Annotated in this window: 19 protein-coding genes; 13 read left to right on the top strand and 6 right to left on the bottom strand. The window is 64.1% G+C overall.

Translation table 11 applies throughout. The features are described 5' to 3' along the window. Window positions 1-83 precede the first annotated feature (83 nt). Window positions 84-3,050 carry an FAD-binding and (Fe-S)-binding domain-containing protein gene (locus tag ACTNFJ_RS11020; RefSeq protein WP_435906322.1) on the top strand — a complete coding sequence of 989 codons (2,967 nt, stop codon included), beginning with the start codon at window positions 84-86 and terminating at the stop codon, window positions 3,048-3,050. Between the two features lie 121 nt (window positions 3,051-3,171). Here ACTNFJ_RS11020 and trpB read toward each other — a convergent pair whose 3' ends face one another. Continuing rightward, window positions 3,172-4,359, bottom strand: coding sequence for a tryptophan synthase subunit beta (trpB, locus tag ACTNFJ_RS11015; protein WP_435906321.1), 1,188 nt, complete (start codon window positions 4,357-4,359; stop codon window positions 3,172-3,174). Between the two features lie 140 nt (window positions 4,360-4,499). Further along, a complete protein-coding gene (locus ACTNFJ_RS11010; protein WP_435906320.1) occupies window positions 4,500-6,260 on the bottom strand; it encodes an IlvD/Edd family dehydratase in 1,761 nt (586 codons plus the stop codon). A gap of 235 nt (window positions 6,261-6,495) precedes the next feature. On the opposite strand from ACTNFJ_RS11010, the gene ACTNFJ_RS11005 reads away from it, so the two are divergent. After that, window positions 6,496-7,680, top strand: a complete 1,185-nt coding sequence (locus ACTNFJ_RS11005; RefSeq protein WP_435906319.1) for a Gfo/Idh/MocA family protein — start codon at window positions 6,496-6,498, stop codon at window positions 7,678-7,680. A 75-nt stretch (window positions 7,681-7,755) separates the two neighbouring features. Here ACTNFJ_RS11005 and ACTNFJ_RS11000 read toward each other — a convergent pair whose 3' ends face one another. Continuing rightward, on the bottom strand, window positions 7,756-8,535 hold the full coding sequence (locus tag ACTNFJ_RS11000; RefSeq protein ID WP_435906318.1) for an SGNH/GDSL hydrolase family protein: 780 nt from the start codon (window positions 8,533-8,535) through the stop codon (window positions 7,756-7,758). 385 nt (window positions 8,536-8,920) lie between these two features. On the opposite strand from ACTNFJ_RS11000, the gene rpmB reads away from it, so the two are divergent. From rpmB to ACTNFJ_RS10960, 8 genes are all read left to right on the top strand, one after another. After that, window positions 8,921-9,157 (top strand): 50S ribosomal protein L28, encoded by a 237-nt coding sequence (rpmB, locus tag ACTNFJ_RS10995; protein ID WP_435906317.1) that lies wholly within the window; start codon window positions 8,921-8,923, stop codon window positions 9,155-9,157. Beyond that, a complete protein-coding gene (gene rpmG / locus ACTNFJ_RS10990; RefSeq protein WP_435906316.1) occupies window positions 9,157-9,324 on the top strand; it encodes a 50S ribosomal protein L33 in 168 nt (55 codons plus the stop codon). Before rpmB ends, rpmG begins: the two co-directional genes overlap by 1 nt. A 2-nt stretch (window positions 9,325-9,326) precedes the next feature. After that, window positions 9,327-9,632 (top strand): 30S ribosomal protein S14, encoded by a 306-nt coding sequence (rpsN, locus tag ACTNFJ_RS10985; protein WP_435906315.1) that lies wholly within the window; start codon window positions 9,327-9,329, stop codon window positions 9,630-9,632. Window positions 9,633-9,934: 302 nt separating this feature from the next. Next, on the top strand, window positions 9,935-10,213 hold the full coding sequence (locus tag ACTNFJ_RS10980; protein WP_433645342.1) for an HU family DNA-binding protein: 279 nt from the start codon (window positions 9,935-9,937) through the stop codon (window positions 10,211-10,213). A 225-nt stretch (window positions 10,214-10,438) separates the two neighbouring features. Beyond that, on the top strand, window positions 10,439-12,433 hold the full coding sequence (locus ACTNFJ_RS10975; protein WP_435906314.1) for a bifunctional copper resistance protein CopD/cytochrome c oxidase assembly protein: 1,995 nt from the start codon (window positions 10,439-10,441) through the stop codon (window positions 12,431-12,433). 112 nt (window positions 12,434-12,545) lie between these two features. After that, window positions 12,546-13,556 (top strand): aliphatic sulfonate ABC transporter substrate-binding protein, encoded by a 1,011-nt coding sequence (locus ACTNFJ_RS10970; RefSeq protein ID WP_435906313.1) that lies wholly within the window; start codon window positions 12,546-12,548, stop codon window positions 13,554-13,556. A gap of 19 nt (window positions 13,557-13,575) precedes the next feature. Continuing rightward, window positions 13,576-14,439: an ABC transporter permease gene (locus tag ACTNFJ_RS10965; protein WP_435906312.1), complete on the top strand. Its 864-nt coding sequence runs from the start codon at window positions 13,576-13,578 to the stop codon at window positions 14,437-14,439. After that, on the top strand, window positions 14,436-15,191 hold the full coding sequence (locus ACTNFJ_RS10960) for an ABC transporter ATP-binding protein (RefSeq protein WP_435906311.1): 756 nt from the start codon (window positions 14,436-14,438) through the stop codon (window positions 15,189-15,191). Before ACTNFJ_RS10965 ends, ACTNFJ_RS10960 begins: the two co-directional genes overlap by 4 nt. Before the next feature lie 52 nt (window positions 15,192-15,243). On the opposite strand, the gene dcd is transcribed toward ACTNFJ_RS10960, so the two are convergent. Both dcd and ACTNFJ_RS10950 read right to left on the bottom strand, forming a co-directional pair. Next, on the bottom strand, window positions 15,244-15,834 hold the full coding sequence (gene dcd, locus ACTNFJ_RS10955; RefSeq protein ID WP_435906310.1) for a dCTP deaminase: 591 nt from the start codon (window positions 15,832-15,834) through the stop codon (window positions 15,244-15,246). A gap of 23 nt (window positions 15,835-15,857) precedes the next feature. After that, entirely contained in the window at window positions 15,858-16,505 is a 648-nt protein-coding gene (locus ACTNFJ_RS10950; RefSeq protein WP_435906309.1) for a TetR/AcrR family transcriptional regulator, read from the bottom strand. Window positions 16,506-16,643: 138 nt separating this feature from the next. Here ACTNFJ_RS10950 and ACTNFJ_RS10945 point away from each other — a divergent pair, with 138 nt between their 5' ends. The 3 genes from ACTNFJ_RS10945 (at window position 16,644) to ACTNFJ_RS10935 (ending at window position 22,671) form a co-directional block, all read left to right on the top strand. After that, window positions 16,644-19,439 (top strand): MMPL family transporter, encoded by a 2,796-nt coding sequence (locus ACTNFJ_RS10945; RefSeq protein ID WP_435906308.1) that lies wholly within the window; start codon window positions 16,644-16,646, stop codon window positions 19,437-19,439. Beyond that, on the top strand, window positions 19,436-21,379 hold the full coding sequence (locus ACTNFJ_RS10940) for a YhgE/Pip family protein (RefSeq protein WP_435906307.1): 1,944 nt from the start codon (window positions 19,436-19,438) through the stop codon (window positions 21,377-21,379). The genes ACTNFJ_RS10945 and ACTNFJ_RS10940 overlap by 4 nt, the downstream gene beginning before the upstream one ends. Before the next feature lie 74 nt (window positions 21,380-21,453). Continuing rightward, entirely contained in the window at window positions 21,454-22,671 is a 1,218-nt protein-coding gene (locus tag ACTNFJ_RS10935) for a zinc-binding dehydrogenase (RefSeq protein ID WP_435906306.1), read from the top strand. A gap of 325 nt (window positions 22,672-22,996) precedes the next feature. Here the strand turns inward: ACTNFJ_RS10935 and ACTNFJ_RS10930 are convergent, their stop codons facing one another. Beyond that, on the bottom strand, window positions 22,997-26,242 hold the full coding sequence (locus ACTNFJ_RS10930) for a metallophosphoesterase (RefSeq protein ID WP_435906305.1): 3,246 nt from the start codon (window positions 26,240-26,242) through the stop codon (window positions 22,997-22,999). Window position 26,243 lies beyond the last annotated feature (1 nt).

Genomic DNA, 26,243 nt, shown 5'->3' with positions numbered 1-26,243 from the left:
GGGTGCCCAGTCCATTTTTGGGACATATCAAGGTCTACCGACGCTGAATGGAATTCGGGAGTAGGTGGCGATTGGGGCGAAGCATGTCGGATCTGACGATTGCAGCAGCGAGTACGGAACTATTGCTTGCGGAGCTTCGGGATAGCGGTATTGAGGTCGATAACTCGCCCCGCCGCCGCTCGGAGTACTCCTTTGACGCGTCGAACTATCGTATTCGACCGCAAGCTGTTGTTTTTCCGCGAACCGTTGATCAGGTAAGGTCCGTGTTACGCGCGGCGCGGTCTTTCGGTACACCGGTGACTACCCGCGGCGGCGGAACTTCGATGGCGGGCAATGCCGTCGGGCGCGGTCTGATCCTCGACCTCTCGCGCCACTTCACTGAGGTCGGTGAAATCGATGTCGACGACCGGTCAGTGTGGGTCGGCAGTGGAGTCGTGCTGGGCGAGCTTCGCGCATTGGTGGAACGCTCGACCGACGGCAGTATGACCTTCGCACCGGATCCCTCATCGCTCAGTCGTGCCACCATCGGCGGCTCCATCGGTAATGACGCGTGCGGAAACCACTCGGTGGCTTATGGTCGCATGACGCAACACGTTCGCGAGGTCGAAGTGGTTACTCTCGACGGTGCACACCTGCGCCTGACGCGCGGGGGCATCGTCGCGGTGGACTTGCAGGACCTGCCGTCAGTTGTTCGAGCGGAGCAGCTGGAGTCTGAGCTCCGCGATCTGACGCAGGTGAATCTCGCTGCCCTCCGCATTGAGCTGCAGACGATTCCCCGGCAGGTTTCGGGGTATCATCTCGGACACTTGCTGCCTGAAGAGGGATTCGATGTCGCTGCTGCGCTCGCCGGGAGTGAAGGCACGGTCGCGGTCATCACACGAGCGCGGGTCGAGCTCGTGCCCAGACCGAGAACAACGGCGCTGCTGTGTCTCGGGTATGTCAGCACCATCGATTCCGCCCGTGATGTGATGGATATTCTCGCCAGTAAGCCCACCGCAGTTGAGGGCCTCGATCGATCGATCGTTGAGATCATGCGCCATCGACGTGGCTCGGAGAGCGTGGACGGACTTCCCCGTGGTGACGCGTTCTTGATGGTTGAGTTTTCTGCGGACGATGCTGAGAAAGCACGGGAGCAGTGCGTGCAGTTGCTCGACACGCTGAACCTCCACGGGCGCGTGACTGATGCCGCAGTGGTCACAGACTCCGTCGCCCGAGCGAAGCTCTGGCGGGTGCGTGAGGACGGCGCCGGGCTCTCGTCCCGCCGCGTCGACGGTGTGCAGACGTGGCCGGGGTGGGAGGATTCTGCAGTGGCGCCGGAGCGCCTCGCCGACTACCTTTCAGAGCTGTTGCCGCTCGTAGAAAAGTACCAGTATTCGGCGTTCATGTACGGTCATTTTGGGGCCGGCTGCGTGCATATGCGATTGGACTACGACTTGCGCAGCGACCGCGGACGGCGAGATTTTGAGGCCTTCACCAGGGAAGCCGCGGAGCTCGTTGTCGCCCATGGTGGATCACTCTCGGGGGAACATGGGGACGGACGGGCGAGGAGCGAACTGCTCAACGTGATGTATTCGCCCGAGATGATCGATTTGTTTGCCAGGTTCAAGCGGATCTGGGATCCCGAGAACCTGCTGAACCCAGGAATCATCGTTGACCCCGACGGTTTTACCGAGGCGCTCGCGCTCGCGGGCACGCCTGCTCCGGGGCCGACGTTCGGTGAGCCGACGATAATCACCGAGACTGTCACGATGGGTTTGTCGATTCAATCGCATACCAAGCTACCGCTGGTCAGTCCGTACGTCGGAAATGCCCACGCGTGCATCGGAGTCGGTCGATGTCGGGCGACGAGCGGTGGTTTCATGTGTCCGAGCTATCGGGCCACGAAAGACGAAAAGGACAGTACGCGGGGTCGCGCGCGCGTCTTACAGGAGCTCACACGAGCGAACACGAACAGTCTCGATGGGTGGTCCTCGCCAGAGGTCCGCGAGGCGCTGGACCTCTGCCTGTCCTGTAAAGCATGCTCGAGTGATTGCCCCACGGGCGTTGACATCGCAGAAGCAAAATCCGAACTCATCGACGAGCACTACCGAGGGCACATCCGGCCCTTCACGCACTACTCGATCGGCTGGCTCCCGCGTTGGCTCCCGCTGATCGGCTGGTTCTCGAGGATCGCCAATCTTGGGGCGCGAATGGGTGTGATTCGACGTTTCGCCGACCGGCTCGGAGTGAGCGCCCGGCGCCGGTTGCCGGCGTTCAAGTCACGCGCTGAGATCCGGAGACATCTCGACGAAGCGGCGTTCGATTCGGCAGGCGAGATCCTCATCTTTGCCGACAGCTTCACTAAGGCTTTCCGCCCAGAGGCGATCCCAGCGGCGGCGCGGGTGCTCGGAAACACGGGACGCACCGTCGGGTGCACCGCCGATGCCTGTTGCGGACTTACCTGGATCTCAACTGGTCAGCGCGACGGCGCACGACGGCGCCTGGCGCGATTGATCCGGAGATTCGATGACGGAACCGACCGCGATATCGTGGTGCTCGAGCCCAGTTGTGCAGCGGCCATTCGTGATGAAGGCCCCAAGATGGTCGGCGGGGACGCGGCCGCTCGTGTCGCCGCTCGTGTCCGCTCATTCTCGGTTGCGGTCGATGAGGCTGTGCAGCGCGGATGGAAGCCCACAGCGCCAGCACCGGTATCAGCCGTATTGCAGACCCACTGCCACGAGCACGCCGTCTTCGGGTCGGGAGCCCAGAAGCGTGTGTTGGACGCCTGGGGCGTGTCGAGCATCGTGGAATCGTCATCGTGTTGCGGAGTCGCGGGTAACTTCGGCTTCGAATCGGAGCACTTTGACATGTCGATGCAGGTGGCCGAGCACTCGATCGTTCCGGCGCTGCGCCAAGCCCCGGATGACGCCCTCGTACTCACCGACGGGTTCAGCTGTACGATGCAGGTCTCTCAGATCGATCCGGATCTCTCAGGACAGCACTTGGCGCTCGCGCTCGATCCCGCGCGCACCGAAACTGGGATTGAGGAGGAAGCTGACAGAAGAACGTGAGTGAATTTCACGTTGAAGAGCAACTGCAGGTGGGGGCCTTTGCGATCAGAGCACGCCGCAGCATCCCGACTTGCCGATATGGGCATTCGACTAGTCGCTGTGCTGCCCCTTAGGGTGGGTCTCAGGCTAGCGAGAGCCAGTCCTCCACAGTTTGCATGTCTTTGTCGCCGCGGCCGGAGAGACACACGACGAGGTCGTGACCAGAACCAAGCTCGCGGGCAACGGTGAACGCTCCCGCGACCGCGTGCGCCGACTCGATAGCGGGGATGATGCCTTCGGTGCGGCTGAGAAGCCGCACCGCCTCCATGGCTTCAGCGTCGGTGACCGGTCGATAGGTAACACGACCGTTATCGTGCAGCCATGCGTGGGCGGGACCGACTCCGGGATAATCGAGACCGGCAGAGATCGAATGCGAGTCGAGCGTCTGCCCATCGTCATCCTGAAGCAGGTACGAGTGTGCTCCGTGCAGGATGCCCGGTCGCCCCCGGGTTAGCGTTGCCGCGTGACGGGGGGTGTCGACCCCATCACCGGCTGCCTCGAAGCCGTAGAGAGTGACATCGGCATCGTCGAGAAACGCTTCGAACATGCCGATTGCGTTGGAGCCGCCGCCGACGCAGGCGGCGATCGCGTCGGGCAGGCGTCCTCGTCGGGAGAGTATCTGAGACCGGGTCTCCTCCCCGATGATGCGCTGGAAATCGCGAACCATCGTCGGGAACGGATGCGGGCCTGCGGCAGTGCCGAAGACATAGTTTGTATCGTCTGCCGTCGCCACCCAGTCTCGATACGCTTCGTTGATTGCATCGCGCAAGGTTGCGGTACCGGTAGTCACAGGAATGACGGTGGCGCCGAGGAGTCTCATGCGGGAGACGTTGAGCGATTGTCGTTCGACATCGACCGCACCCATGTACACCACGCATTCGATGCCGAGTAGAGCCGCGGCAGTCGCTGTCGCGACCCCGTGCTGGCCCGCCCCAGTTTCCGCGATGACGCGCGACTTGCCCTGCCGCTGTGCGAGTAGCACTTGGCCGAGCGCATTGTTGATCTTGTGGCTCCCGGTGTGATTGAGGTCTTCGCGCTTCAGGAGAATCGTGGCCCCACCGATGTGCTCCGACAGACGTCGGGCCTCGGTAAGTGCAGTTGGACGGCCCGAATAGTTGCGGAAGAACTCCAGCAGCTGCCGCTGGAACGCATCGTCTACGCGCGCCTTTTCGTATTCGACAGCAAGGCTATCGATCGCGGCAACCAGCGATTCAGCTACGAAGCGTCCTCCGTACGTGCCGAAGAACGGACCCACAGTTCCCTGCAGCATCGCGCGGACCTCATTCCTTCTGCCGTGGACGGCGTGCGAAATCAATTGGGTGCCCGAAGTACCGCCTCACATGCAAGAGAAGCGAATCATGCCCAGGGCGCATCGTGCCTGACGCGTGCTTGGCACGAGCCGGTACCTGGCTACCAGCCGCCTTGCCAACCGCTCAACAGACCGTAGGGGAGTCGCTGCGGCTCCTCATTCGGGATCGCCTGCAAGAAGTCGAAGTCGCACCCCTCATCGGCCTGCGTCACGTGGTCGACGAAGAGTCGGCCGTAGCCGCGGTTGTACTTCCGTTCGGGCAACTGCAGTTCGGCAAGTCGACGCTCAAGCTCCTCATCTGGAATGTCGAGATCCAGACGCTGGGTCGAGACATCTAGAACGATGGGATCCCCGTCGCGCACGACCGCCAACGGGCCGCCGGCTGCAGCTTCCGGCGAGACGTGCAAGATCGTTGTCCCAAACGCCGTACCGCTCATACGGGCGTCTGAAATGCGCACGACATCGCGAATTCCACGCTTCAAGAGCTTCTCGGGAATGGGAAGCATGCCCCACTCCGGCATCCCCGGGGCACCAGCCGGACCGCAGTTGCGTAGCACGAGCACAGAGTCCTCGGTGATGTCGAGGTCAGGATCGTCTATGCGCTTTCCCAGGTCATAGATGTCCTCGAAGACCACCGCAGGGCCCCGGTGCGTGAGCAACTCTGGACTCGCGGCGCTGCGCTTGATTACTGCCCCCCTCGGAGCCAGTGATCCACGAACCACCGCAATACCGCCAGACACATCGAATGGCGTCTCGAGCTTCGAGATCACGACACCATCAGGCTCCGGCGCGTTTGAGAAGCCAGCTGCGAGCGATTCTCCGGTGACCGTAATCGCGTCACCATTCAACAGGGGGGAGAGTTCCTTCAGTACCGCACCAATGCCTCCCGCGTTGAAGAGCTGCTGTACCAGATACTCACCCGAGGGTCGAACATTCACGATGCGAGGGGTACGCTCCGAGATCTGATGGAATCGATCGAGGTCGAGATCGTATCCAACGCGTCGGGCGAGGGCAAGCAGGTGCAACACTGCGTTGGTTGAGCCGCCGACCGCCATGAGGAGGGTGATCGCGTTATCGAAAGCATCGGGGGTCAGGATTTCGCTCGGACGAGGTCCTCCGGTGAGCGCCATTTCGACGGCGCGGCGGCCGGTCTCTTCCGCGGCCTGGGCACGCCTGGCGTGGACAGCAGGGATTGCTGCCGTTGACGGTAAGCACATGCCGAGGGCCTCAGTGATCGAGGTCATTGTCGAGGCGGTGCCCATCTCGCTGCAGTGGCCTGCCGTTGGCTTCGCGGATGCCTCCAACTCATCGAAGTCCGCTTGCGTCATGCGGCCGGCGCGCAACTCGTCAGCATACTTCCAGGTGTCTGTTCCAACTCCAAGTTGCTTGCCCCGGAAGACAGCGGGTTCCTGCGGCCCGCCGGTCAGCATGATCGCAGGGATGTCCGCGCTCGCCGCACCCATGAGCTGTGCAGGCACCGTCTTGTCGCAGCCGCCGAGCATCACGATCGCATCCAACGGGTACGCCCGGATCGATTCCTCGACGTCCATCGCCATGAGGTTGCGGAACTGCATAGCTGAGGGCTTCATGAGGCTTTCGCCCAGCGAAATGGTCGGGAACTCGAGCGGCAACCCGCCGGCCATCAGCACTCCGCGCTTCACGGAGTCGGCCAAGAGCTTGAAATGGATGTTGCAGTTCACGAGCTCGGACCAGGAATTCGCGATCCCGATAACAGGGCGATCCTTGATCGCAAAGCTCGAGAACCCTTCTGCCTGAATCGCCGTGCGATGCACAAAGCCCGTCAGATCGTGGGGTGCGAACCAACGCGCACTTCGGAGGTCAGCCTGGGATGAGTCGTCCATCTGGATACTTTTCCTTCTCCTGTAGGTGAGAAGACGAATGCCTCGGAGTGCCCGACATCAAGTTCGGACTCCATTGTCAGCATTGCGTCGCCGATTGCTACTCAGTACACCAAGGACACGGCGACACAACCTGTTCCAGATTGAGACAACCGAGCGCGCTTGCACCAGTCGTAACCTGGCGCAAGCGTCGTTAGAGTAACGTCGCATCACCGAACTTGATGACGAAGGAGTCGACATGTCGAACAGTGAGCGAATTGGAGTCGGTCTGATCTCAGTCGGATGGATGGGGCGTCTGCATGCGCGAGCGTACCTCGCGACGCGCCAGTTCTTCCCAGAGCTCGAACGCTACCCCGAATTGGTGATCGCAGCCGATCCTGATGCGTCGGGCAGAGAGCACGCCGCGGGAGCCCTCGGGTTTCGTGAGACCACCGCGGACTATCACGAACTGCTCGCACACCCTGACGTTGACGTTGTTTCGATTTGCGCTCCGAACTTCTTGCACCACGAGATTGCACTGGCCGCGATCGCAGCGGGAAAGCCATTCTGGATTGAAAAGCCGATGGGCATCAGCGCCTCGCAATCTCGTGAGATTGCCCAGGGGGCTGCGGCCGCAGGCCTGATCACCGCGGTTGGGTTCAACTACCGCCACGCACCCGCCGTCGCCGAAGCCCGGAGGCTTGTGAGGAGCGGCAAGCTCGGAAGGATCACGAACGTGCAGATGCGACTGCTCACGAGCTACGCCTCCGATCCCCAGCAAGTTTTTACCTGGCGGTATGAGAAGGAGCGCGCCGGAACCGGAGTGCTGGGCGACGTGCTTTCGCACGGTTTCGACCTTGCGCAGTTCGTGGTCGGTCGGGTCGATTCCATCAGCGCGCTCACAGAGACCTTCATCCAGCAGCGACCGCTTCCGGCAGGGGCATCCGCGAACAGCTTTGCGAAGGGAGAAGCTTCGACGACATTGCGTGATGTCGAGAACGAGGACTATGCCGCGGCGCTCGCCAGATTCGAGAATGGTGCGGTGGGGTACTTCGAGTCAACTCGCGTGGCGATCGGCCCTCACGCGGAGTTCATCTTGGAAGTTTATGGCACGCAAGGGTCCTTGCGTTGGAACTTCGAGCGCATGAACCAGCTCGAGGTGGCGACTGATCTTCGCGGCTACCAGACCGTGTTGACGGATACCAGCTTTGGGGAGTTCGGTCGGTTCCAGCCGAACGCTGGCCCGGGAATCGGGTTCAACGACCTAAAAACGATTGAAGCCGCACTCTTCATCCGATCCGTAATTGAGAACGAGCAGTTGGCTCCGTCCGTCGCGGACGGATGGTCGGCGTCCGAACTCGTGGATGCATCGGTGCGGAGTGCCGAGTCGGGCGCTTGGGTGCGGATTCCTTCGGTGGACGGCGTCACCACTTTCGACCGGTAGCTTTTCCTTTCGCGAGTGGGAAATAACGCGCGGCTCGATTGCTTCAGTACCAGACAGAAGTGATCGTGCCGCGACTCAGCGGCCCGGAGCGACCTCCACCCACTCGGCGAACTTCGCGGTGCGCCCGTCGCCACTCGAGCGGCCGGTAAGGCGACGCCTGATCCACGGCAGCACGTGCTCGCGAGCGTAGCGAAGCTCCTCGCGGCGGGTGGGGGCGGCGACCGGCTCCGCATCGATCAGCCAGTCAACGGGCATGGGGTGGCCGAGGGTGCGCAGTACGTTCGTGGCGACGCGCGCGTGCCCCACCGGTGCGAGGTGCAAGCGGTCGGGCGACCAGTACTCGCGCCGCGCGAGCACGGGGTCGCTCCAGTTATCGCAGAACCGGATGCCGAGCCGCGTGGCGAGCACACCCGCGGCCTCGGAGAGTTGATCACCCTTGGCCTTCACTTGGGCACCGCGCGGAATCCCAACGGTCGGGTTCGCTCCGGCAAGCAGCAGCGGCTCTGCGCCCGCCTCGCGGATGCGCGCCAGCGCGCGCTCGGTCTCGGCGACGATCCACGGAATATCGGTGCCGGGGCGCAGCATGTCGTTGCCGCCACCGTTGAAACTGACCAGGGTCGGGCCGAGTGCGAGTGCCGCCTCGAGCTGCTCACCAATGATGGGGGCGAGCAGCCGGCCGCGAATCGCGAAATTTGCATACTGGATCGGCTCTCCTGTTGCATCCGCGAGGCCCTGGGCCACGAGGTCGGCCCAGCCGCGCACGCGCCCACCCGGCAGCTCGTCACCGACACCCTCGGTGAAGCTGTCGCCGATAGCGACGTACCTGATTGCTGCCCGAGTTTCTGCGTCTGCCACGCCCACAGCCTACGCCCGCGACCCGGCACCGGCCCTCGGCTACCTGCAGCCGACCGCGCAAGGGGACACAAATGGCTCGGAGGAGCGCTCCTCCGAGCCATTTGTGTCCCCTTACCGGGAAGTGGCACGACGGGTTCCGGTGGAGGGCTGTGTCGGGTGGATGCGGCGTGGTCGGCAGCCGCGCATGGGAGTGTCGATCCGCCCCAGGCTCCAGCGCACCCGAAACCCGTGATAGAGTAGATATTTGGCTGTGCAAAGTCCCATTGTGCAGACCGTGTGGGAGCCGCGCTGCGGTATCGGCGTGAGCCGGAATTGAGTAGGCGATCCACGCAGACAAGAAATCTTGGGTGAGACCGTCCGGTCTCACGGTATGAGAGGAATCACCATGGCAGCAGTGTGCCAGGTGACCGGCGCCGTTCCCGGCTTTGGTCACAGCATTTCACACTCGCACCGTCGCACGAAGCGTCGGTTCGATCCGAACATTCAGAAGAAGACCTACTACGTGCCCTCGCTTGGCCGCAAGGTGACCCTCACCCTGTCGGTTAAGGGCATCAAGATGATCGATGCCCGTGGCATCGAGTCAGTGGTCTCAGACCTGCAGAAGCGTGGGGTGAAGATCTAATGGCAAAGCAGCAGGACGTCCGTCCCATCATCAAGCTCCGTTCGACGGCTGGAACTGGTTACACATATGTCACCAAGAAGAACCGTCGCAACACTCCCGACCGTCTCGTGCTCAAGAAGTACGATCCGGTAATCCGCAAGCACGTTGAGTTCCGAGAGGAGCGTTAATCATGGCCAAGAAGAGCATGATCGCGAAGAATAAGCAGCGCCAGGTTATCGTTGCCCGCTACGCGGAGAAGCGCCTGGAACTGAAAAAGGCCTTGGTTGACCCCAACGGCACCGATGAGAGCCGTGAGGCCGCACGCGTAGGCTTGCAGAAGCTGCCCCGCAATGCGTCGCCGGTGCGCGTGCGTAGCCGCGACGTAATCGACGGCCGCCCCCGTGGCGTCTTGTCGAAGTTCGGCGTCAGCCGTGTACGCTTCCGTGACATGGCGCACCGCGGCGAACTGCCCGGCATCACCAAGTCGAGCTGGTAGCACAGCGACCGAGCACACACTGCCGAGTGCACCCCCTGGCACGTAAGCGTCTAGGTGAGCTGGTAGGTGCTGCTGAGAACGGGCGCGGATCCTTCGGGATCCGCGCCCGTTCTTGTTTTCAGTTCGCCTGGCTGTCGCTGTGAGCGAAATTTGACGATGCAATCTGAGGAAATCCGCGTGATTCCGCCACATTCGCGCATTTCTGGGGTAGATTCGTACGCGATCACCCGATCGGCCCCGTTTTGCGGGGTTCAACTGGAATTCAGGGGCAGGCTCGTCCGGGCCCCCTGGGAGGACACAACATGTCACTGAACAAGACTGAGCTCGTCGCAAAGGTTGCCGCTGAGACTGGCCAGAGCCAGGCTGCCGTTTCTGCAGTTCTCGACGGCCTCTTCGCCGCCGTTGCTGAGACCGTTGCCGATGGCGGCAAGGTTTCGATCCCCGGTTGGCTCTCGTTCGAGACCGCAACCACCGCTGCTCGCACCGGCCGCAACCCCCGCACCGGCGAGACCATCGAGATCGCCGCTGGCAAGCGCGTGAAGGTCTCGGTTGGCAGCAAGCTGAAGGCTGCAGTCAAGTAGTTCTCACACACTTCTTCGAAACCCCCGGAGTCGCCGCTTGGCGCCCGGGGGTTTCGCGGCTTTAGCGCAATATGCAGCGCAGAAGTAGACGACGTCGCAGGGTTTCGGGCTCGTGAAGCTTGCGATCTCGTCCACTCGACGGACGGGGCCGCACGCCGTGCCCGGTAGGAGACCACGTCCGGGCGGAGGAATCACAGATACTGTCAGGCGTAGGCTTAAGGAATCATGCCTCGTTCCCTGCGCACGCTCGCGCCCGCCGTGTTACTCGCCGCAACCCTTGCCGCGCTGCTTCTGGCACTTGCCGTCGGAGGCGCTGCAGCGGAACGAACCCTCGCCGACCCGGGGGCCGTGGTGCGCTACGGCCTCCCCATGGCTCGCACGTTGGTAAATATCAGTGTTGCTGGCCTGATCGGATCGCTCGTCATGGCGATTTGGGCGCTTGCGACAGCGAAGCCGGAGGGCCGGCTCGCTCTAGACCTCGCGGCGGGTAGCGCGGCCGTACTTACGGTCGCCAGCGCGGCCACACTCATCTTCACCTACGTCGACGTTTCGGGGCTCGCTTTCTCGGGCGATGCCACCTTTGGTGCGGGGCTTGCGCAGTTTGTTACCGAGATTGAGCTCGGTCAATTGTGGTTGATTCAGTTGCTGCTCGCCGCAGCCACAACCGTGTTGTGTTTCGCGGTACGCGACCGACGTTGGGCAATGCTTGCCCTCATTGCCGCGCTCGCCACCACCGTTCCCCTTGCCCAGCAGGGTCACGCGGCTGGTGCCTCCGGGCACGCCCAGGCGGTCAACTCACTTCTCGTGCATCTGGTGGGTGCGTCGGTCTGGCTCGGTGGCCTCATCACGCTGGTGTTTCTCGCCAAATCAGTGGATCGCGCGCGCCTCGCCACGCTCGTCTCTCGTTACTCGACGCTCGCCCTTCTCGCCTTCATCGGGGTCGCCGCCTCCGGAGTGGTCAGCGCTTGGCTGCGGCTTGGTTCGCCAGCTGACCTCCTCGGCACCGGCTACGGCCAGATCGTGCTGCTGAAGGTCGGAGCGCTCGTGGTGCTCGGCATCTTTGGTGTGTTGTGGAGGCAACGAGTCATCGGGCGAATCGTCGGGCCGTCGGGTGCACGCGTTTTCTTCTGGTTTGTCGTCGCCGAGCTCGCATTCATGGGCCTTGCGAGTGGGCTAGCTGGCGCGCTTGGCCGCACGGCGACACCGGTGTCGCTCGAATCGGCGCGTGCCACCGGTGCGGTTGATGTCTCGCCAGCCGTGTGGCTAACGGGGGATCCGCTGCCACCCGAACTCACCCCCATGAGTTACCTCACCGTTTGGAAGTTCGACCTCTTGTGGGCGCTCGTGTGCGCGTTCGGTGTGATGCTCTACGTGGCTGGCGCGATCCGCCTTGCCCGTCGCGGCGACAAGTGGCCAATTGGTCGCACCATTTCCTGGGTGACCGGCCTCGGGATCTTGTTCTACACAACCAACGGCCCGTTTAACGCCTACGAGGCGTACCTGTTCAGTGTGCACATGCTCGCGCACATGCTGCTCACCATGCTGATTCCGCTGGTGCTCGTGCTCGGGGCGCCCATCACGTTGGCCTTACGCGCGGTGGAGAAGCGAACCGACGGGTCGTGGGGCGGGCGCGAGTGGATCATGTGGGCCGTGCAGACCCCCTACTCGAAGTTCATCACGCATCCGGCGGTCGCCGCCGTGGTGTTCGCAGGGTCACTGTGGGTGTTCTACTTCTCACCGATCTTCCGTTGGGCGATGGAAACGCATCTCGGGCATCAGTGGATGATTGTGCACTTCCTCATCTCCGGGTATCTCTTCTCCCTCTCGATGATCGGCATCGATCCGGTGCCCTACCGATTCCCCTACCCGATGCGCATTGTGACCCTCTTTGCGACGATGGCCTCCCATGCGTTCTTCGGGGTCACGATCATGACAGGAGACGCACTGCTGCTCTCTGACTGGTTCGGAGCCATGGGCCGTACCTGGGGAGCGACGCCGCTCGACGACCAGAACGCCGGCGGGGCGATTGCCTGGGGCATCGGCGAACTGCCAACGCTTGCGCTTGCGCTCATCGTCGCGGTGCAGTGGTCGCTCAACGACGACAAGGTGCAGAAGCGGAAGGATCGCGCGGCAGATCGCTCGGGAGATGCGGAGCTCAACGCCTACAACGAAATGCTGTCGGCGCAGGCGACGCGCGACGCACGTTCGCGGAGGGTGTGAGCCCCGAGGCCCGCGCACCACGGGCGGACTAGAATATATCTTTGGTCGTCCGGAGGGCGGCCACCAGCTATTTTCACCCTCACCGCGCCCGCGCGGGGAAACGGATCCAGACGTGACTCGACGACGCCCCACCATCCTCGCTGCTGCTGCCGGCTTCATCGCTGTAGCCGCGTTCGCCCTGACTGGCTGCGCTTCGAACGGTGCGACGGACACGGGTGCCGCAGACGGCTCCGAGGCCGCCGCCTTTCGCATGGGTACTCAACCGTGGCTCGGCTACGGGCAGTGGTACGTTGCAGAGGATCAGGGTTTCTTTACCGACCGTGGGGTCGAGGTAGAGATCTCGAGCTTTGCCGCCGATGCGGAGGTGAACGCTGCGCTCGCCGCCGGTCGCCTGGACATGGCAAACGTGGGCAGCCAGGCCGCACTGCAGTTCATTGAGGAGGGCCTCGATGTCTCGATCGTCATGCTGCTGGACTCTGCCACGACTGCGGACGCGATACTCGCTGGCGAGGGCATCGACTCGACCGATGACCTCGCCGGCAAACGCGTCGCGTTCGAAGAAGGCGCGACCAGCGAGATCTTGCTGGCGGAGGCGCTTGCAGGAGCGGGCCTCGACTTCTCAGACATCACCGTCGTGCCAACAGGAGCCGACACGGTCGCGCCAATGCTGCTTGCGGGGCAGGTGGATGCGGGAGTGACCTATGAGCCGTATGTGAGTGAGGCTCTCGCGGCGGGTGACGCGATCCAGATGATTGAGAGTGCCGAGGATCACCCGGGACTCATCTCAGATGTGCTCGTGGTGCGCAATGAGGTGCTGCAGCAGCGCCCAAATGAGGTGCGAGAGGTGCTCGCTGCCTGGGATGATGCGGTGTCATTCTCTGCTGACAACGTCGAAGAGGGGCGCACGATCATTGCGACCGGCGTGGGCTCCAAGCCGGACGAGCTCAAGACCGCGTTCGACGGGGTGCACTATTACTCGCTTGAAGAAAATCGGGCACTGCTCGCCGGCAGCTACCTGGAAGAGACCCTCCCTGCGCTTGCCGAGGTTGCCGTGCGCATCGGTCTGATCTCAGGATCTGTCGATGCTGCATCGACGATCGATGCTTCCTTCCTCGGCGAGTAATCTCAGCGAGACTCCGACAGTGACGACAGCCACAGGCACAGGCACAGCCACAGCCACAGCCACAGGCACAGGCTCGGCGAAGCCCGCAGTGCGCCGCCGTCGGCGCCGCATCGGGGACCGCTTGAGCCGACGCTCCTATGTCGCAACTGCGATCGCGACCTTCGCGCTGCTGTTGCTGCTGTGGTCGGTGGTCGCTGCGCTGAGCGTCGTCGATCCGATGTTCCTGCCAGGCCCGGCCGCGGTGGCCCAGGCTCTCCTCGATCACGCGGCCACGGGCGAACTGTGGAGCGACATCGGCGCGAGTTCTGTGCGCATCATCGTCGGGTTTCTCTTGGCAACGGCCATGGCTGTGCCGATCGGCACGCTGATGGGCGTGAATGCCCGGGTGGAGGCGGCGCTCGAGCCCCTCATGGATTTCATCCGCTACATGCCGGTGGTAGCGTTTGTGCCACTCACCATCGTGTGGGTCGGCATCGATGAGTCGCAGAAGTTCTTGATCATCTGGATGGGTACGTTCTTTCAACAGGTGCTCATGGTTGCAGACGCGGTGCGGCGCACGCCGGTAGGGCTGATCCGCCTGGGGGAGACCCTCGGCCTAAGCCGCACGGCGCTCCTCTTTCGTATTGTCGTGCCCTCAGCGATGCCGCGTATTTGGGATGCCCTGCGGATCACTCTCGGGTGGGCGTGGACCTGGCTCGTGGTTGCCGAGCTCGTCGCCGCCTCGAGTGGCATGGGATACCGGATCACGGTTGCGCAGCGCTATTTCGACACTGAGACGATTCTCGGTTACGTGTTCGTGTTGGGCCTCTTGGGCCTCATCCTCGATCAGGCGATGCGGGCCTTCGGGCGCCGCCTGTTCGCGTACCAGGAAGGTCGGGCATGAACGCACCGAAGATTCTCATTGAGGGACTCACCAAACGCTTCGGTGACGTAACGGCGATCGAGGGTGTCGACCTTGAGGTCGCCGAGAACGAGTTCGTGTCGATCGTCGGCGCTTCGGGCTGCGGCAAATCTACTCTGCTGTCGCTGATCGCCGGCCTCGACGACCCCACCGACGGGCAGATTGTCGTGGGGGGCGAAGAAGTGGCCGGTCCGGGCCGCGACCGGGGAGTTGTGTTTCAGCAGGCCACGCTCATGCCGTGGCTAACGGTCCAACGCAACGTTGAGTTCGCGCTGCGAGCCGAATCGCTGAATAAAGCAGAGCGAGCGGATCGCGCCCGGGAGTTTCTCGGCCTCGTCGGACTCGACGGCTTCGAAGGGGCTTTCCCCGCGCAGCTGTCGGGCGGCATGCAGCAGCGGGTCGCGCTCGCCAGGTCGCTCTCATATGGCCCCGAAGTGTTGCTCATGGACGAGCCATTCGGTGCACTCGATGCGCTCACCCGGCGCACGATGCAGGAGCTGCTGATCGAAATTTGGGAGCGCCACCGGCTCACCGTGCTGCTCGTGACGCACGACATCGACGAAGCTGTGCTCACGAGCGATCGTGTGGTGGTGATGAGCCCGCGCCCCGGACGGGTGTTGCGAGAGATCGAGGTGCCGATCCAACGTCCCCGCACCCGCGACGATGCCGAGCTACCAGAGTTCCGGGAGCGGTCGCGCGAGATCCTAGGGTTGATTCACACCGTCGGGGCGTGACCGGATAGCCAAGAAACTGGCACGGTGGTGCCAGCGCAGATTTCGAGAAACGCTATGCGTTTCTCTCTGAGAAATCTGCGCGATGAAAGTTCAAGTGCGATCGTGAGGCCGTGGGGCCGCGTTGACCGAGGTAGCGCGAGAAGGTCGCGCCCGAGCCGTAGGGCCGCTCGGCCGGTGAAGTGAGCCGGAAGAAACACAGTTGCCCGATCTTCATGCCCGGCCAGAGGCGAATCGGCAGGGTCGCGACATTAGAAAGCTCGAGGGTGACGTGCCCCTCGAACCCAGGGTCGATGAAGCCGGCGGTCGAGTGCGTCAGGAGACCCAACCTGCCAAGTGAACTCTTGCCCTCCAGCCTGGCGGCGATATCGTCAGGCAAGCCCACAGTTTCATAGGTGGATCCGAGTACGAACTCACCCGGGTGCAGGATGAACCCCTCCGCGGGATCGACCTCGATCAGTCGGGTGAGATCGGGCTGATCTTCTGCGGGGTCGATCACGGCGTACTTGTGATTGTCGAACAGCCGAAAAAATCGGTCGAGGCGCACATCGACGCTCGACGGTTGCACCATCTCGGGTTCGGTCGGCGAGAGGCTGATGCGGCCGGAGGCAAGCTCGGCAGTGATGTCGCGATCTGAAAGCAGCACGGGACCAGTCTAGAACGTGTCGGCTACTCGGCCAGCGGCTCGGTGATGGCGAAGAGCAGTTCGGCGAGGCGCCAGCCGAGTTCCCCGAGCCCTTCCGGTGCGTCGGGCCCGGCGATCGCCGTGATCGTCAGAGCGCGCTCGTGCACTCCGGCGAGCACGGCGACCGCGTGATCCGCTGGTAACGTGAAGCGGCGCCCGGCTGCGGCGAGCAAAGGCTCAACCAATTGCGCGAGCTGGCCGCGGAACCGCTCAATGAAGTCAGCGAAGCCCGGTGCGATGGACGGGTCGCGCATGGCAAGCAGCATGAACTCCGTTTCCAGGGCAAACCAGGCTGGCTCCTCACCGGTCGGCGCAAAGTACTCCTCGATGAGCTTTGTCGTCGCATCCCGGGTGATGGGAACCCCGTCGCTTCCGAGGAGCGGCGCGAGCAGCGTCGAATTCTCTCGCAGCCGCTCAGCTCGCCGTTCGTACTGGTCGGCAAGTACGGCGAGGAAGAGTTGCTCCTTGCTGTCGAAGTTTGAGTAGAACGCTCCCCGGGTGAACCCGGCGTGCGTGCAGACCGCCTCCACCGAGGTCGCCTGCACCCCTTGAGCGACGAACACCTCAGCCGCAGCCTCCACCAGGCGACGGCGCGTGCGCTGCCTGCGGGGGCTCGTCTCAGTATCTTTCACAACGCACCCCTTCCCAGTCGGCTCGAAGCACGAACGGATACATTAGTGTATCGAACTGCGCGAAGGGTCCGGGGTACAGAATTGTGAGCCCCGAATCCTGCTCCGCGCAGGCTCGTTGCCCGCCTTCGGAAGGTCCGCATGTCGTCTGTGTTGTATGCCCTCGGCACGTGGGCTGCCCGCGCCAAGATCCTGGTACTCATGCTCTGGGTGGCACTGCTCGCGCTGCTTGGCGCTGGCGCAATGTTTCTCGGCCAGGGCGCGAACGCTCCCATCACGATCCCGGGCACCGAGTCGCAGGCCGCGATCGATACGCTCAGTCGCACGTTCCCCGAGGTCAGCGGCACGAGCGCGACCATCATCGTGGTAGCCCCCGACGGCGAACGGGTCGACGAAGAGCCCTACGTCGGGCTCATTGAGCAGGCGACGACCGAGCTCGAATCACTCGACCTCGTCTCCGCCGTGCAGACCCCATTTACCGAACTCGCGAGCAGCGGCCTCAGCGACGACGGACAAGCGGCGCTGATCCGCACACAAATTGACGCCGGCTCATTCGAGGTGCCTGAGTCAACCAACCAGGGCATCATCGATGTCGCTGCCGAGTTGCAAGAGGCCCTGCCCGAAGGTGCAGTCGCCTCATACGGTGGCGACCTGTACGCGACTTCAATTCCTGGCTTCACGATCACCGAAGCCTTGGGCGTTGTTATCGCATTCATCGTGCTGATCTTCACCCTCGGCTCGCTGATTGCCGCTGGGATGCCGCTCATCATCGCGATCCTGGGTGTCGGCGTAAGCATCGCTGGCCTCTTCTTCACGACGGCCTTCATTCCAATGACCTCGACCACACCGATGCTCGCGCTCATGCTCGGTCTCGCCGTGGGCATCGACTACACCTTGTTCATCGTGAGCCGACACCAAGAACAACTCCGTGCCGGCCTCGGCGTGCGCGAATCAATCGCGCGTGCGACCGCCACGAGCGGGTCCGCCGTCGTTTTCGCGGGCATCACCGTCATCATCGCGCTCGTCGGGCTCTCCGTCGCGGGCATCCCGTTCCTCACCGCGCTCGGTATTGCGGCGGCCGCGGCCGTCGCCGTTGCTGTGCTCATCGCGATCACCCTCACCCCGGCCGTGCTTTCCATGGCGGGCATGAAGATCTTGCCGAAAAAGCAGCGAGCCCGGCTCGTGGGTGCTGGTGATGGCGCCCCTGGTGCATCGAGCCAAGCAGATGGTGGATCGGCGCAACCTGCCGTGGGTGCGACGGCCGCGGCGGGGGAAGCGGGATCCGTCCCCAAGCCAGGTAAGGCCGAACGCTTCTTCGGCGGCTGGGTGCGAACCGTCACCCGCAAACCGTTGATTGCGATTGCGGCGGTTCTGGTGACCCTGGGCGTCGCCTCGATTCCGGTACTAGACCTGCGGCTCGCGCTGCCCGGTGCCGAGCAACTGCCGCTCGACAACCCGGCACGCATCACCTATGAGCTCTCGGGTGAGCATTTTGGCGCGGGATCCAACGGTCCGCTGCTGCTGACGGGGTCGATCATCACGAGCACTGATCCCCTCGGCCTCATGGAGGATCTCGCCGACGAGGTGCGCGCGATTCCGGGAGTCGCCGACGTGCCGCTCGCGACGCCGAACCAAGGGGCAGACACCGGCATCATTCAAGTCGTTCCAGAGGAAGGACCGCACGCCGAGAGCACGAGTGCGCTCGTCGACGAGCTACGCGCGCACCACGACGAGTGGGAGGCGAAGTACGGTGTGAGCCTTGCCGTCACCGGGTACACCGCCGTGGGCATTGACGTGTCAAACCTGCTGTTCGAGGCGCTACTGCCGTTCGGCATCTTGGTCGTCGGGCTGTCGCTCGTGCTGCTCGCGATGGTCTTCCGCTCGGTCTGGGTGCCGCTGAAGGCGACCCTCGGCTATCTTCTCTCGGTGGGTGCCGCTTTCGGCGCGGTCGTCGCAGTCTTCCAGTGGGGATGGTTCGCCGACACGTTACACGTGAACTCTCTCGGCCCCGTGCTGAGCTTCATGCCGATCATCTTGATGGGCGTGCTCTTCGGCCTCGCCATGGACTACGAGGTGTTCCTTGTCTCCCGCATTCGCGAGGAGGTGGTGCACGGTGCCGACGCGACCACCGCGATCCGCCGCGGCTTCATCGGCTCGGGGCCGGTGGTGACGGCCGCCGCCATCATCATGTTCGCCGTCTTCGCTGCCTTCGTGCCTGAGGGTGACCCATCGATCAAGGTGATCGCGTTGGGCCTCGCGGTCGGTGTGTTCGTAGACGCATTCATCGTGCGCATGACGCTCGTTCCCGCAGTGCTCCAGCTGCTCGGCGACCGTGCCTGGCGCATGCCGCGCTGGCTTGATCGGCTCCTTCCCTCCTTCGACGTTGAAGGCGAAGGTCTCGCACGCGAGCTGGCGCACGCCGAGTGGCCGGAAGACCAGCCCACGGCGCGCATCGCGAGTTCCCGGCTCGTGCTGCCTGGCAACCTCCTCGTGCCCGACCTGCGGGTAGCGCCCGGCGAAGTGCTGCTGCTCGACCCCGCCGAACCGTATGCGGCCCGGTTGGCTGAGGTGCTGAGTGGGAGAGGCGCGATCCACACGGGCACATTGAAAGCGGTGGATCTGCTGCTGCCCGAGCGTGCCTCGACCCTGCGCTCGCGCGCTGCTTGGGCGACCCCCGCGTCGCTGCGCGAGGCGCTGGCGGATCGCCCATCGCTCGTGGTGCTCGATCTCCGATCTGCGGGCGCCGATGCGGGCAATCTGCGGGAGGCCGAGCAGATCGAGGCCGCGCGCTCGATGCTCAGCGCACGTGAGGTGGAGGCGGAACGCGGCGACGTTCCCGCCGTGACCGTGGTGGTGCTGGGCAGTCGCGAGCTTGCCTCCCGCTTGCTTCCCGTGAACACCACGCTCGTGCAGATTTCGAAGGAGATGGCCCGATGAGTCTGTCGCTGACCCGACTGCGGAGCGCGAAGCGCGTGAGCTGGCGCACAATCGTCGGCCTGATCCTCGTGCCGCTCACGGCAGCCGGGCTGCTGCTGTGGGGGCTATGGAATCCGACCGACCGCCTTGAAACGATCACCGCGGCAGTGGTGAATCTCGACGAGCCGGTGGAGCTTGACGGGCAGCTCGTGCCCATGGGGCGCGTGCTCGCTGGCGAACTGATCGGGGGCGACAGCGATACCAACTTCACGTGGCTCCTCACCGACGAAGAAGACGCCGCGGCGGGCCTCGACGATGGCCGCTATGGAACGGTCGTGACGATTCCCGAGAACTTCTCGAGCGCGGCGACCTCACTTTCCCGCGGTGTCGACGAGGCCGAGACTGCGACCATCGACATCGCCACGAGCGATCGCGGGCGACTGCTCGATTCCGCGCTCTCGGGCATTGTGACCAGCACGGCGACCACGGTGCTCAACGAACAACTCGGCGCGCAGTTCGTCGGCAATATCTTCGTTGGGTTCACCGAGCTCGGAGAGGGCATCGGGGAGGCCGCCGATGGTGCATCGCAGTTGGCGGACGGGGGATCGCAGCTCGCCGACGGTGTCGCCGAGCTGGCCTCCGGGGCCGCCGAGTTGTCGGCCGGTGTGGGGCAGCTTTCCGGCGGGGCGTCACAGTTAGCAGCTGGGGTTGGACAAACGGCTCAGGGGGCACAGCAACTCGCAACCGTGTCAGCGGAGCTGGCATCAGGTCTTGAACTGTACGCCGCAGGAACTCAGGCAGGGGTCCCGCTTAGCGAACAGCTAGCCGCTGGCACCGCCGCCTATTCCAGTGGCGTCAACGCCGCTCTTGATTCGGTTTCGCTCGGTCTGAGCGAGCTGGGTCAAGGTATTGACGCCGGGTTGATCACCCCAGAGCAGGCGGCCGCACAACTGGCGGCACTCTCTGCAAGCCTGGGTCCCACGACCACCGATCCAGAACTTGCGCGGCTGCGCGCGACCGGCCCAGAGATCGCCGCTGGCGTCGGAGCCCTCGCAGCTGGAACCGTCGAGTCTTCCGCTTACTTGCAGCAGTTTGCGCAGGGAGCGAGGGGTATTGCTAACGGTCTTGCCGGTCTCGCAGATGGAACGGCGCAGCTTTCAACTGGAGCGAACCAGCTGAACGCGGGTGTGGGCGCTCTCGCCGCAGGCACGCCGGCACTTGCCGACGGCGCGGCTCAGCTCGCTGATGGGGCACGCCTGTCCGCCGACGGTACCGCCGAACTTGCTGACGGTCTGTACACCGCGGCAAATGAGATACCGGCCTATACCGACGCGGAGCGCGAGAAGCTCGCCGAGACGGCCGTGAAGCCGGTCGCGGCCGAGGGTGCGAGCGACGAACTCTTTAACGCGGCCGGGGTGCCGCTCTTTGCGGGCATCGCCCTCTGGGCGGGGGCGCTTGCCTCCTTCCTCGTGCTGTCGCCGCTCTGGCGTCGCACACACGACGCGGCCCGGGGCATCGGAGCGATCACCCTGCGCAGCGCGCTGCCTGCCATGGGCATCGGCGCGGCTCAGGGCGGCATCGCGGGGGTGCTCCTGCCGATCATGCTCGGGTACAACTTTGCTCAGGGACTCGGGTTCTTTGCCTTGGCTCTTATCGCCGGCATCTCATTCACGCTGGTGAACCAGGGGCTCTCGGCGCTGCTCGGCGGTTTTGGGCGGTTCCTCTCGTTTGCGTTGCTCGTGGTCGGGTTCGCGATTGGGGTTATCTCGACCGCTCCGCCGCTGCTGCGAGGCATCGGCGATGCCAGTCCGCTCGGGGCGCTGTTCTCAGGCTTCCAAGCGATCGCAGCCGATGCTGGAGGCACGGGCGGTGCACTATGGGCGCTCGTAATTTGGGGCTGCGGGGGCCTGGTGCTGACCGCTTTCGCTGTTGCGCGAGCGAGGAGGCGCGGCGCTGAGTGAACCCTGTCTGAACGCTGAGTGAAGGGGAACCAAGATAGCTCCCCCGGCGGGAATCCGTCGGGCAAGATAACAATATGGTTACTTCTTCCACGCCCGTCGCGATAGCTGGCGAAGCGGGGGAAGCGTGTGCCTCCGGTGTCGCTGAGCTGACTGATCCACCCACCGGTCCAGCGCTCACTCGCGCTAGGCCGCACGCGACCGCGATGCTCTTCATGAAGTCGGGTCGCCCCCACGAGCCTGTGGCCGTGCCCCAGGTGTTGCTGGGTTCGGGTGAACTGTTGGTCGAGGTCGAGTTCGCGACCGTGTGCAGCTCAGACATTCATACGGCGCTTGGCCACAGGGTCGAACCCGCGCCGGCGGTGCTCGGTCACGAGGCGGTGGGTCGGGTCTCGGCCATCGGCGGGGTGGTACCGGCCATCGATGGCGTACCCCTTGTTCCCGGCGATCGAGTTGTGTGGTCGGTCGTGGCGCAGTGTGGAACCTGCGACCGCTGCCTGCGCGGTATGCCGCAGACCTGCCGCACGTTGCGAAAGTACGGCCACGAGCGGATCGGTCAGGGCTGGGAGCTCACGGGAGGGTTCGCCACTCACGTACACCTGCGTGAGGGCACGACGGTGATCCGCGTCGACGAGCAGATTCCCGCCGCGGTGCTCGCTCCTGCCGGATGCGGCATCTCAACGGCGTGGGCGGCACTCGCTGCTGCCGAGCGCATCGTGCCACTTCGCGGAGCGACCGTGCTCGTGACCGGTGGTGGGCTGATCGGGCTATCCGCCGCCGCGATGGCACGTGAGCGGGGGGCGACGGTCATTCTCGCGGAGACCCACAGGCAGCGCCGCACACTGGCCCGGAGCTTTGGGGCAGTGGCGGCATTCGATCCACTCGCTGGCAAGACCGCGCGAGGTGAGCTCGCGTCAGTGGGCCCAGGAGGTCAAGAATTCGATGTTGTGATCGAGGCTTCGGGGTCGCCCCTCGCCGTCACGGCAGGTATTGCTGCCGTCGGTCCGGGCGGGGTCGTGGTGCTGGTGGGCAGCGTGTTTCCCACCGATCCGGTGGCGCTCATGCCCGAGCGCCTCGTGCGCTCGCAGATAACGATGACCGGAGTGCACAACTATGCCCCCGAGCACCTAAGCGGTGCCCTCGATTTCCTGGCGGCGAACTGGCGCACATACCCCTTTGAGCAGCTCGTGGGGCGCGTGTACCCCCTCATCGAGCTGGATGCCGCACTCGATCGGGCGGCGCTCCGCCGCGAGGTGCGCGTGGGCATCACGCCGGCTGCGCTCCGCCAGCGGTAGCTCTGCGCCAGCGGGTGCCGTGCCTGCGGCGGCGGCGCCCGTGCGCACTCCCGCCATCATGCCACTCCGCTCCGCGCAAGGGGACGCGAATGGTCCTGAGTCGACAGGTTGAGGACCATTCGCGTCCCCCTGTGGGGGTCAGTGGGAGCGTCTGGGGGTGAGTGGGAGCGTGTGGGGGTGTGCGGGGTGAACGCAGGCGCCCGGGAGCCTGCCGAGTGTCACCCTGCGCGGGTGACGAAGGCGAGCGGTCCCACTTCGCACGCAGAGACCTGTGGCCTCACCCCAGCAAGCTGGAGCAAGGCCACAGGTCTTCGCGTGATGCGGTTTACGGTGCCGCAGGTAGTTGCACCTTGATGAGCCCTGCCGGGTAGCGGTCTCGCGCCGAGACATAGAGCTGGTTGCTCTCCGGGTCGATCGAGACCCCGTATACCTTGTCGCCGTACCGGTACTCCTCCAGTCGCTCAATGAGCGTCAGGTCGGCGGTGCGGTAGATCGACACACCCGACGCGTCGTAAGCGCTCGTCTGGTGTCCGACCACGACAATCCCGGCTTCCCCGTCTACTGCAATCGACCGGAAGTCAGTGGCAGGGAGAGCGAGCCGCTGGAGCAACTCATAGTCCGATCCGCGGTACACCCGAATGCCCTCGGTGGATCCCGATGCGTCGCTATTGCTGACGTACAGGAGGTCGTCCACGGGATCGTAGGCGACGCCGTGCGTGCGCCAGGCACCGCCGTCGGTGGGGCCCGCGACGGTCTGCATGAGCTCGCCGGTCAGCGCGTTCGCCACGTCGAACCCGCCACCGCGGGTACCGCCGTACACGAGGCCGCGGGCGATATCCACGTCCATTCCGCGGACGCTGCCGGTGAAGGCGAACGGTCCGCGCACACGCTCGCCGGTTTCGGCGTTCATGACGACCCAGCTGCCTCCGAACGCTGCATACAGCAGCCCGTTCTCAGCATCGTAGGTCACGTCGCGGAGCCCATCACCCACCGGGTCGATGGTCGGCACAGAGATGGTGCGCACGAGTTCGTTGGTTTCGGGGTTGATCTCATGGATCCGGGCCGGGCGCATCTCGTCGGCGACGTAGACGTTGCCAGTTGCGGGATCCACCGCGCTTCCGACCGGGCGGATGTCCGGATCGAGGGTCACCTCGGCGGCCGACGGGATCGCGGTCAAAGCGGTCGCCGTATAGTCCGTATAGTCCGGATCCACCGGATCTACCGGATCTACCGGGTCTACCGGATCGACCGGATCCACGACTTCGACACCCACGCGGGTGCTCACCGTCACCGCGGCGGCGGTGAGTTCTTCGCCCGGAGGGTTCAGTCGGAAGTCGCGGTTCGCGACGAAGACACGCTGCGCCTCCTCGTCGACCGCGATACCGTAGCCATCCTTGCCGTACTGCGGTCCGACCATGTCCACGAGCTCGGTGCCGGTCGCGAGGCGGTGCACCGAGAAGCCGCCGCCGGTTGCGGAGGTTCCCGTGTAGCCGATGTAGAGCAGCCCGTTCGTGCTGTCGATATCGACTTGGCGTGCGCCGGGGCGTGCGGCACGCTCCCAGACCTTCTTGAAGCCGTCAGTCGAATCGAAGGCCTGGATGCCGATGGCCCCCTCCACGCTGTAGAACTTCGTGGTGACGACGAAGCCGGTAACCGGATCCACTGAGACGTAGTACGCATCTGCGGTGCCGTTGATCACACCGAGCGACTCGCCCGTCGAAGCGCGGAACACCTCAACACCGCGTGCTGGCACGGCCACGTACACGAAGTCGTTCACCGGGTCGACATCAAGTGATCGGTTCGACTCGATGATCGGGTAGGAACCGCGCACGATCTCGCCGTAGTTTTCGTCGGCGATCGAGACCACAGTCCAGTTACGGTTCTGCTGACCCACGTAGAGCAACCCGCGCGCCTCGTCGATGCCGAGGTCACGGATGTTCTCGGGGAGGGTGATGGTGCGCAGCACCTGGTCGGTGTCGGGATCCATCTCGAAGATCGTGCGGCCGTTCTGATCGCCGAGGTACAGCAGGTCGCGCTCCTCGTGATACGCGACACCCGCGGGTAGCGCGGCGTTCGAGCGGTTGACCGAGGTCAGGTCGGCGGTGTGCTCGTAGGTGATCTCCTCGACTGGCTCCTCGGTACCGGGATCGGTGGGATCCGGATCCGGGTCGGGATTCGGCTCGCAACCCAGGCATGGGCTCGGGGTTCCGGGGTCGATGACCTGCGGCTCGACACCGTCGGTGACGAGCTTCTGTTCACCTTCCTTGTTGATGGTGAATCCGTCAAGGAAGGCTCCGTCAGCCGTGCGTGACTCGAAGCGAAGCGTGCCCCCGGCAACATCGACGACCTGGTAGGTCTGCATGCCGCTCACCAGCCTGCGCAGATGCGCGTCATTCTCGTTCCAGTGGCGGGGCCCGACATTGTAGAACTTCGAACCGACGCTCGAGCTGACATAGACGGGGCCGGTGTGGCTGAGCTCGGGGTCAGCTCCTGCGGGCAGGTTCTGCTCGTTCGCCACCAGGTTGCCGCGTCCGTAGGCATGGTCGTGTCCGCTGAGCACGAGGTCGACATTGTGGGCTTCGAGGATCGGGCCCCACGACTGGCGGATGCCCAGGTTGTTTCGCCCCTCGTCGAGCGAGTACGTCGGGTGATGGAAAAACACCACCGTCCACTGCTGCGGGTTCTCGGTGAGCACGGCTTCGAGCCACTCAGCCTGAACCTGCAGGCCCTCGGTGTCGACCTGGTTGCTATTCAGCGAAATGAAGCGCACACCCTCGTGGTCGGTGTAAAACACCGTGCCCGCGAGCCGGTCGTAGACCTCACCTTCACCCTGCGGCCCGTTTTCGGGGTACGCGAACTGGCTCTGCCACTGCGTGGAGAGCGCCCCGTCGTACTCGTGGTTGCCGGGGGTCGTGAGTAGGTTCTGCGTGCCAAGCGTGTAGGAGAACGCGTCGTACAGCTCGCCCCAATCGGCATCGGAGTGCGCATCGTTCACGAGGTCACCGATCTGCAACACAATGTCTGCGTTCGGTCGATCACGGAACGCGTTGCGAACGACCCGCGAGGCATCGCTGTGGATCCCATTCTGAATATCACCCAGGTAGATGAAGGAGAAGGGATCGGCGCCGCCGGTAGCGGTCTCGAAGTCCTGCCACTCGCTGAAGTTTGTGCCGTCGCCGACTCGATACATGTAGGAGACTCCCGGGAGCAGCCCGGTAAGAGTCGCTGTGTGGATCGCCTGCGCGTAGCCGAGGTCGGTCGTCTGCTCCGTGCGTTCCTGGGCGACCAGTGACTGTACCCCGCCGGGGTAAGGCTCAGCCGTCATCACCCGGTACTCGACGATGCCGCTCGTCACCTCGGTGGCGGAGCGCCAGGTGACGACCTGCTCGGTCGTGGCATTGGCGCCCGGTGTGAGGGTGATGCGATCGGGAACCCGACTCGGGGCGTAGCGTTCAGCGGCAGGTTGCGAGACCGCGTTCGCGGGGGTTGCTGTGAGGAAACCTCCGGAAGCAATCACCCCGAACGCGAGGCCCGCGGCAAGAAGGCGCTGTGTCGCGCGTGATCTTTGCATG

It is taken from the genome of Leucobacter shiyiweii, assembly GCF_052446065.1.
GTDB lineage: Bacteria > Actinomycetota > Actinomycetes > Actinomycetales > Microbacteriaceae > Leucobacter.
Note: the sequence above shows the minus strand (reverse complement) of the source record. Positions and strands in the feature narration are given on the sequence as shown.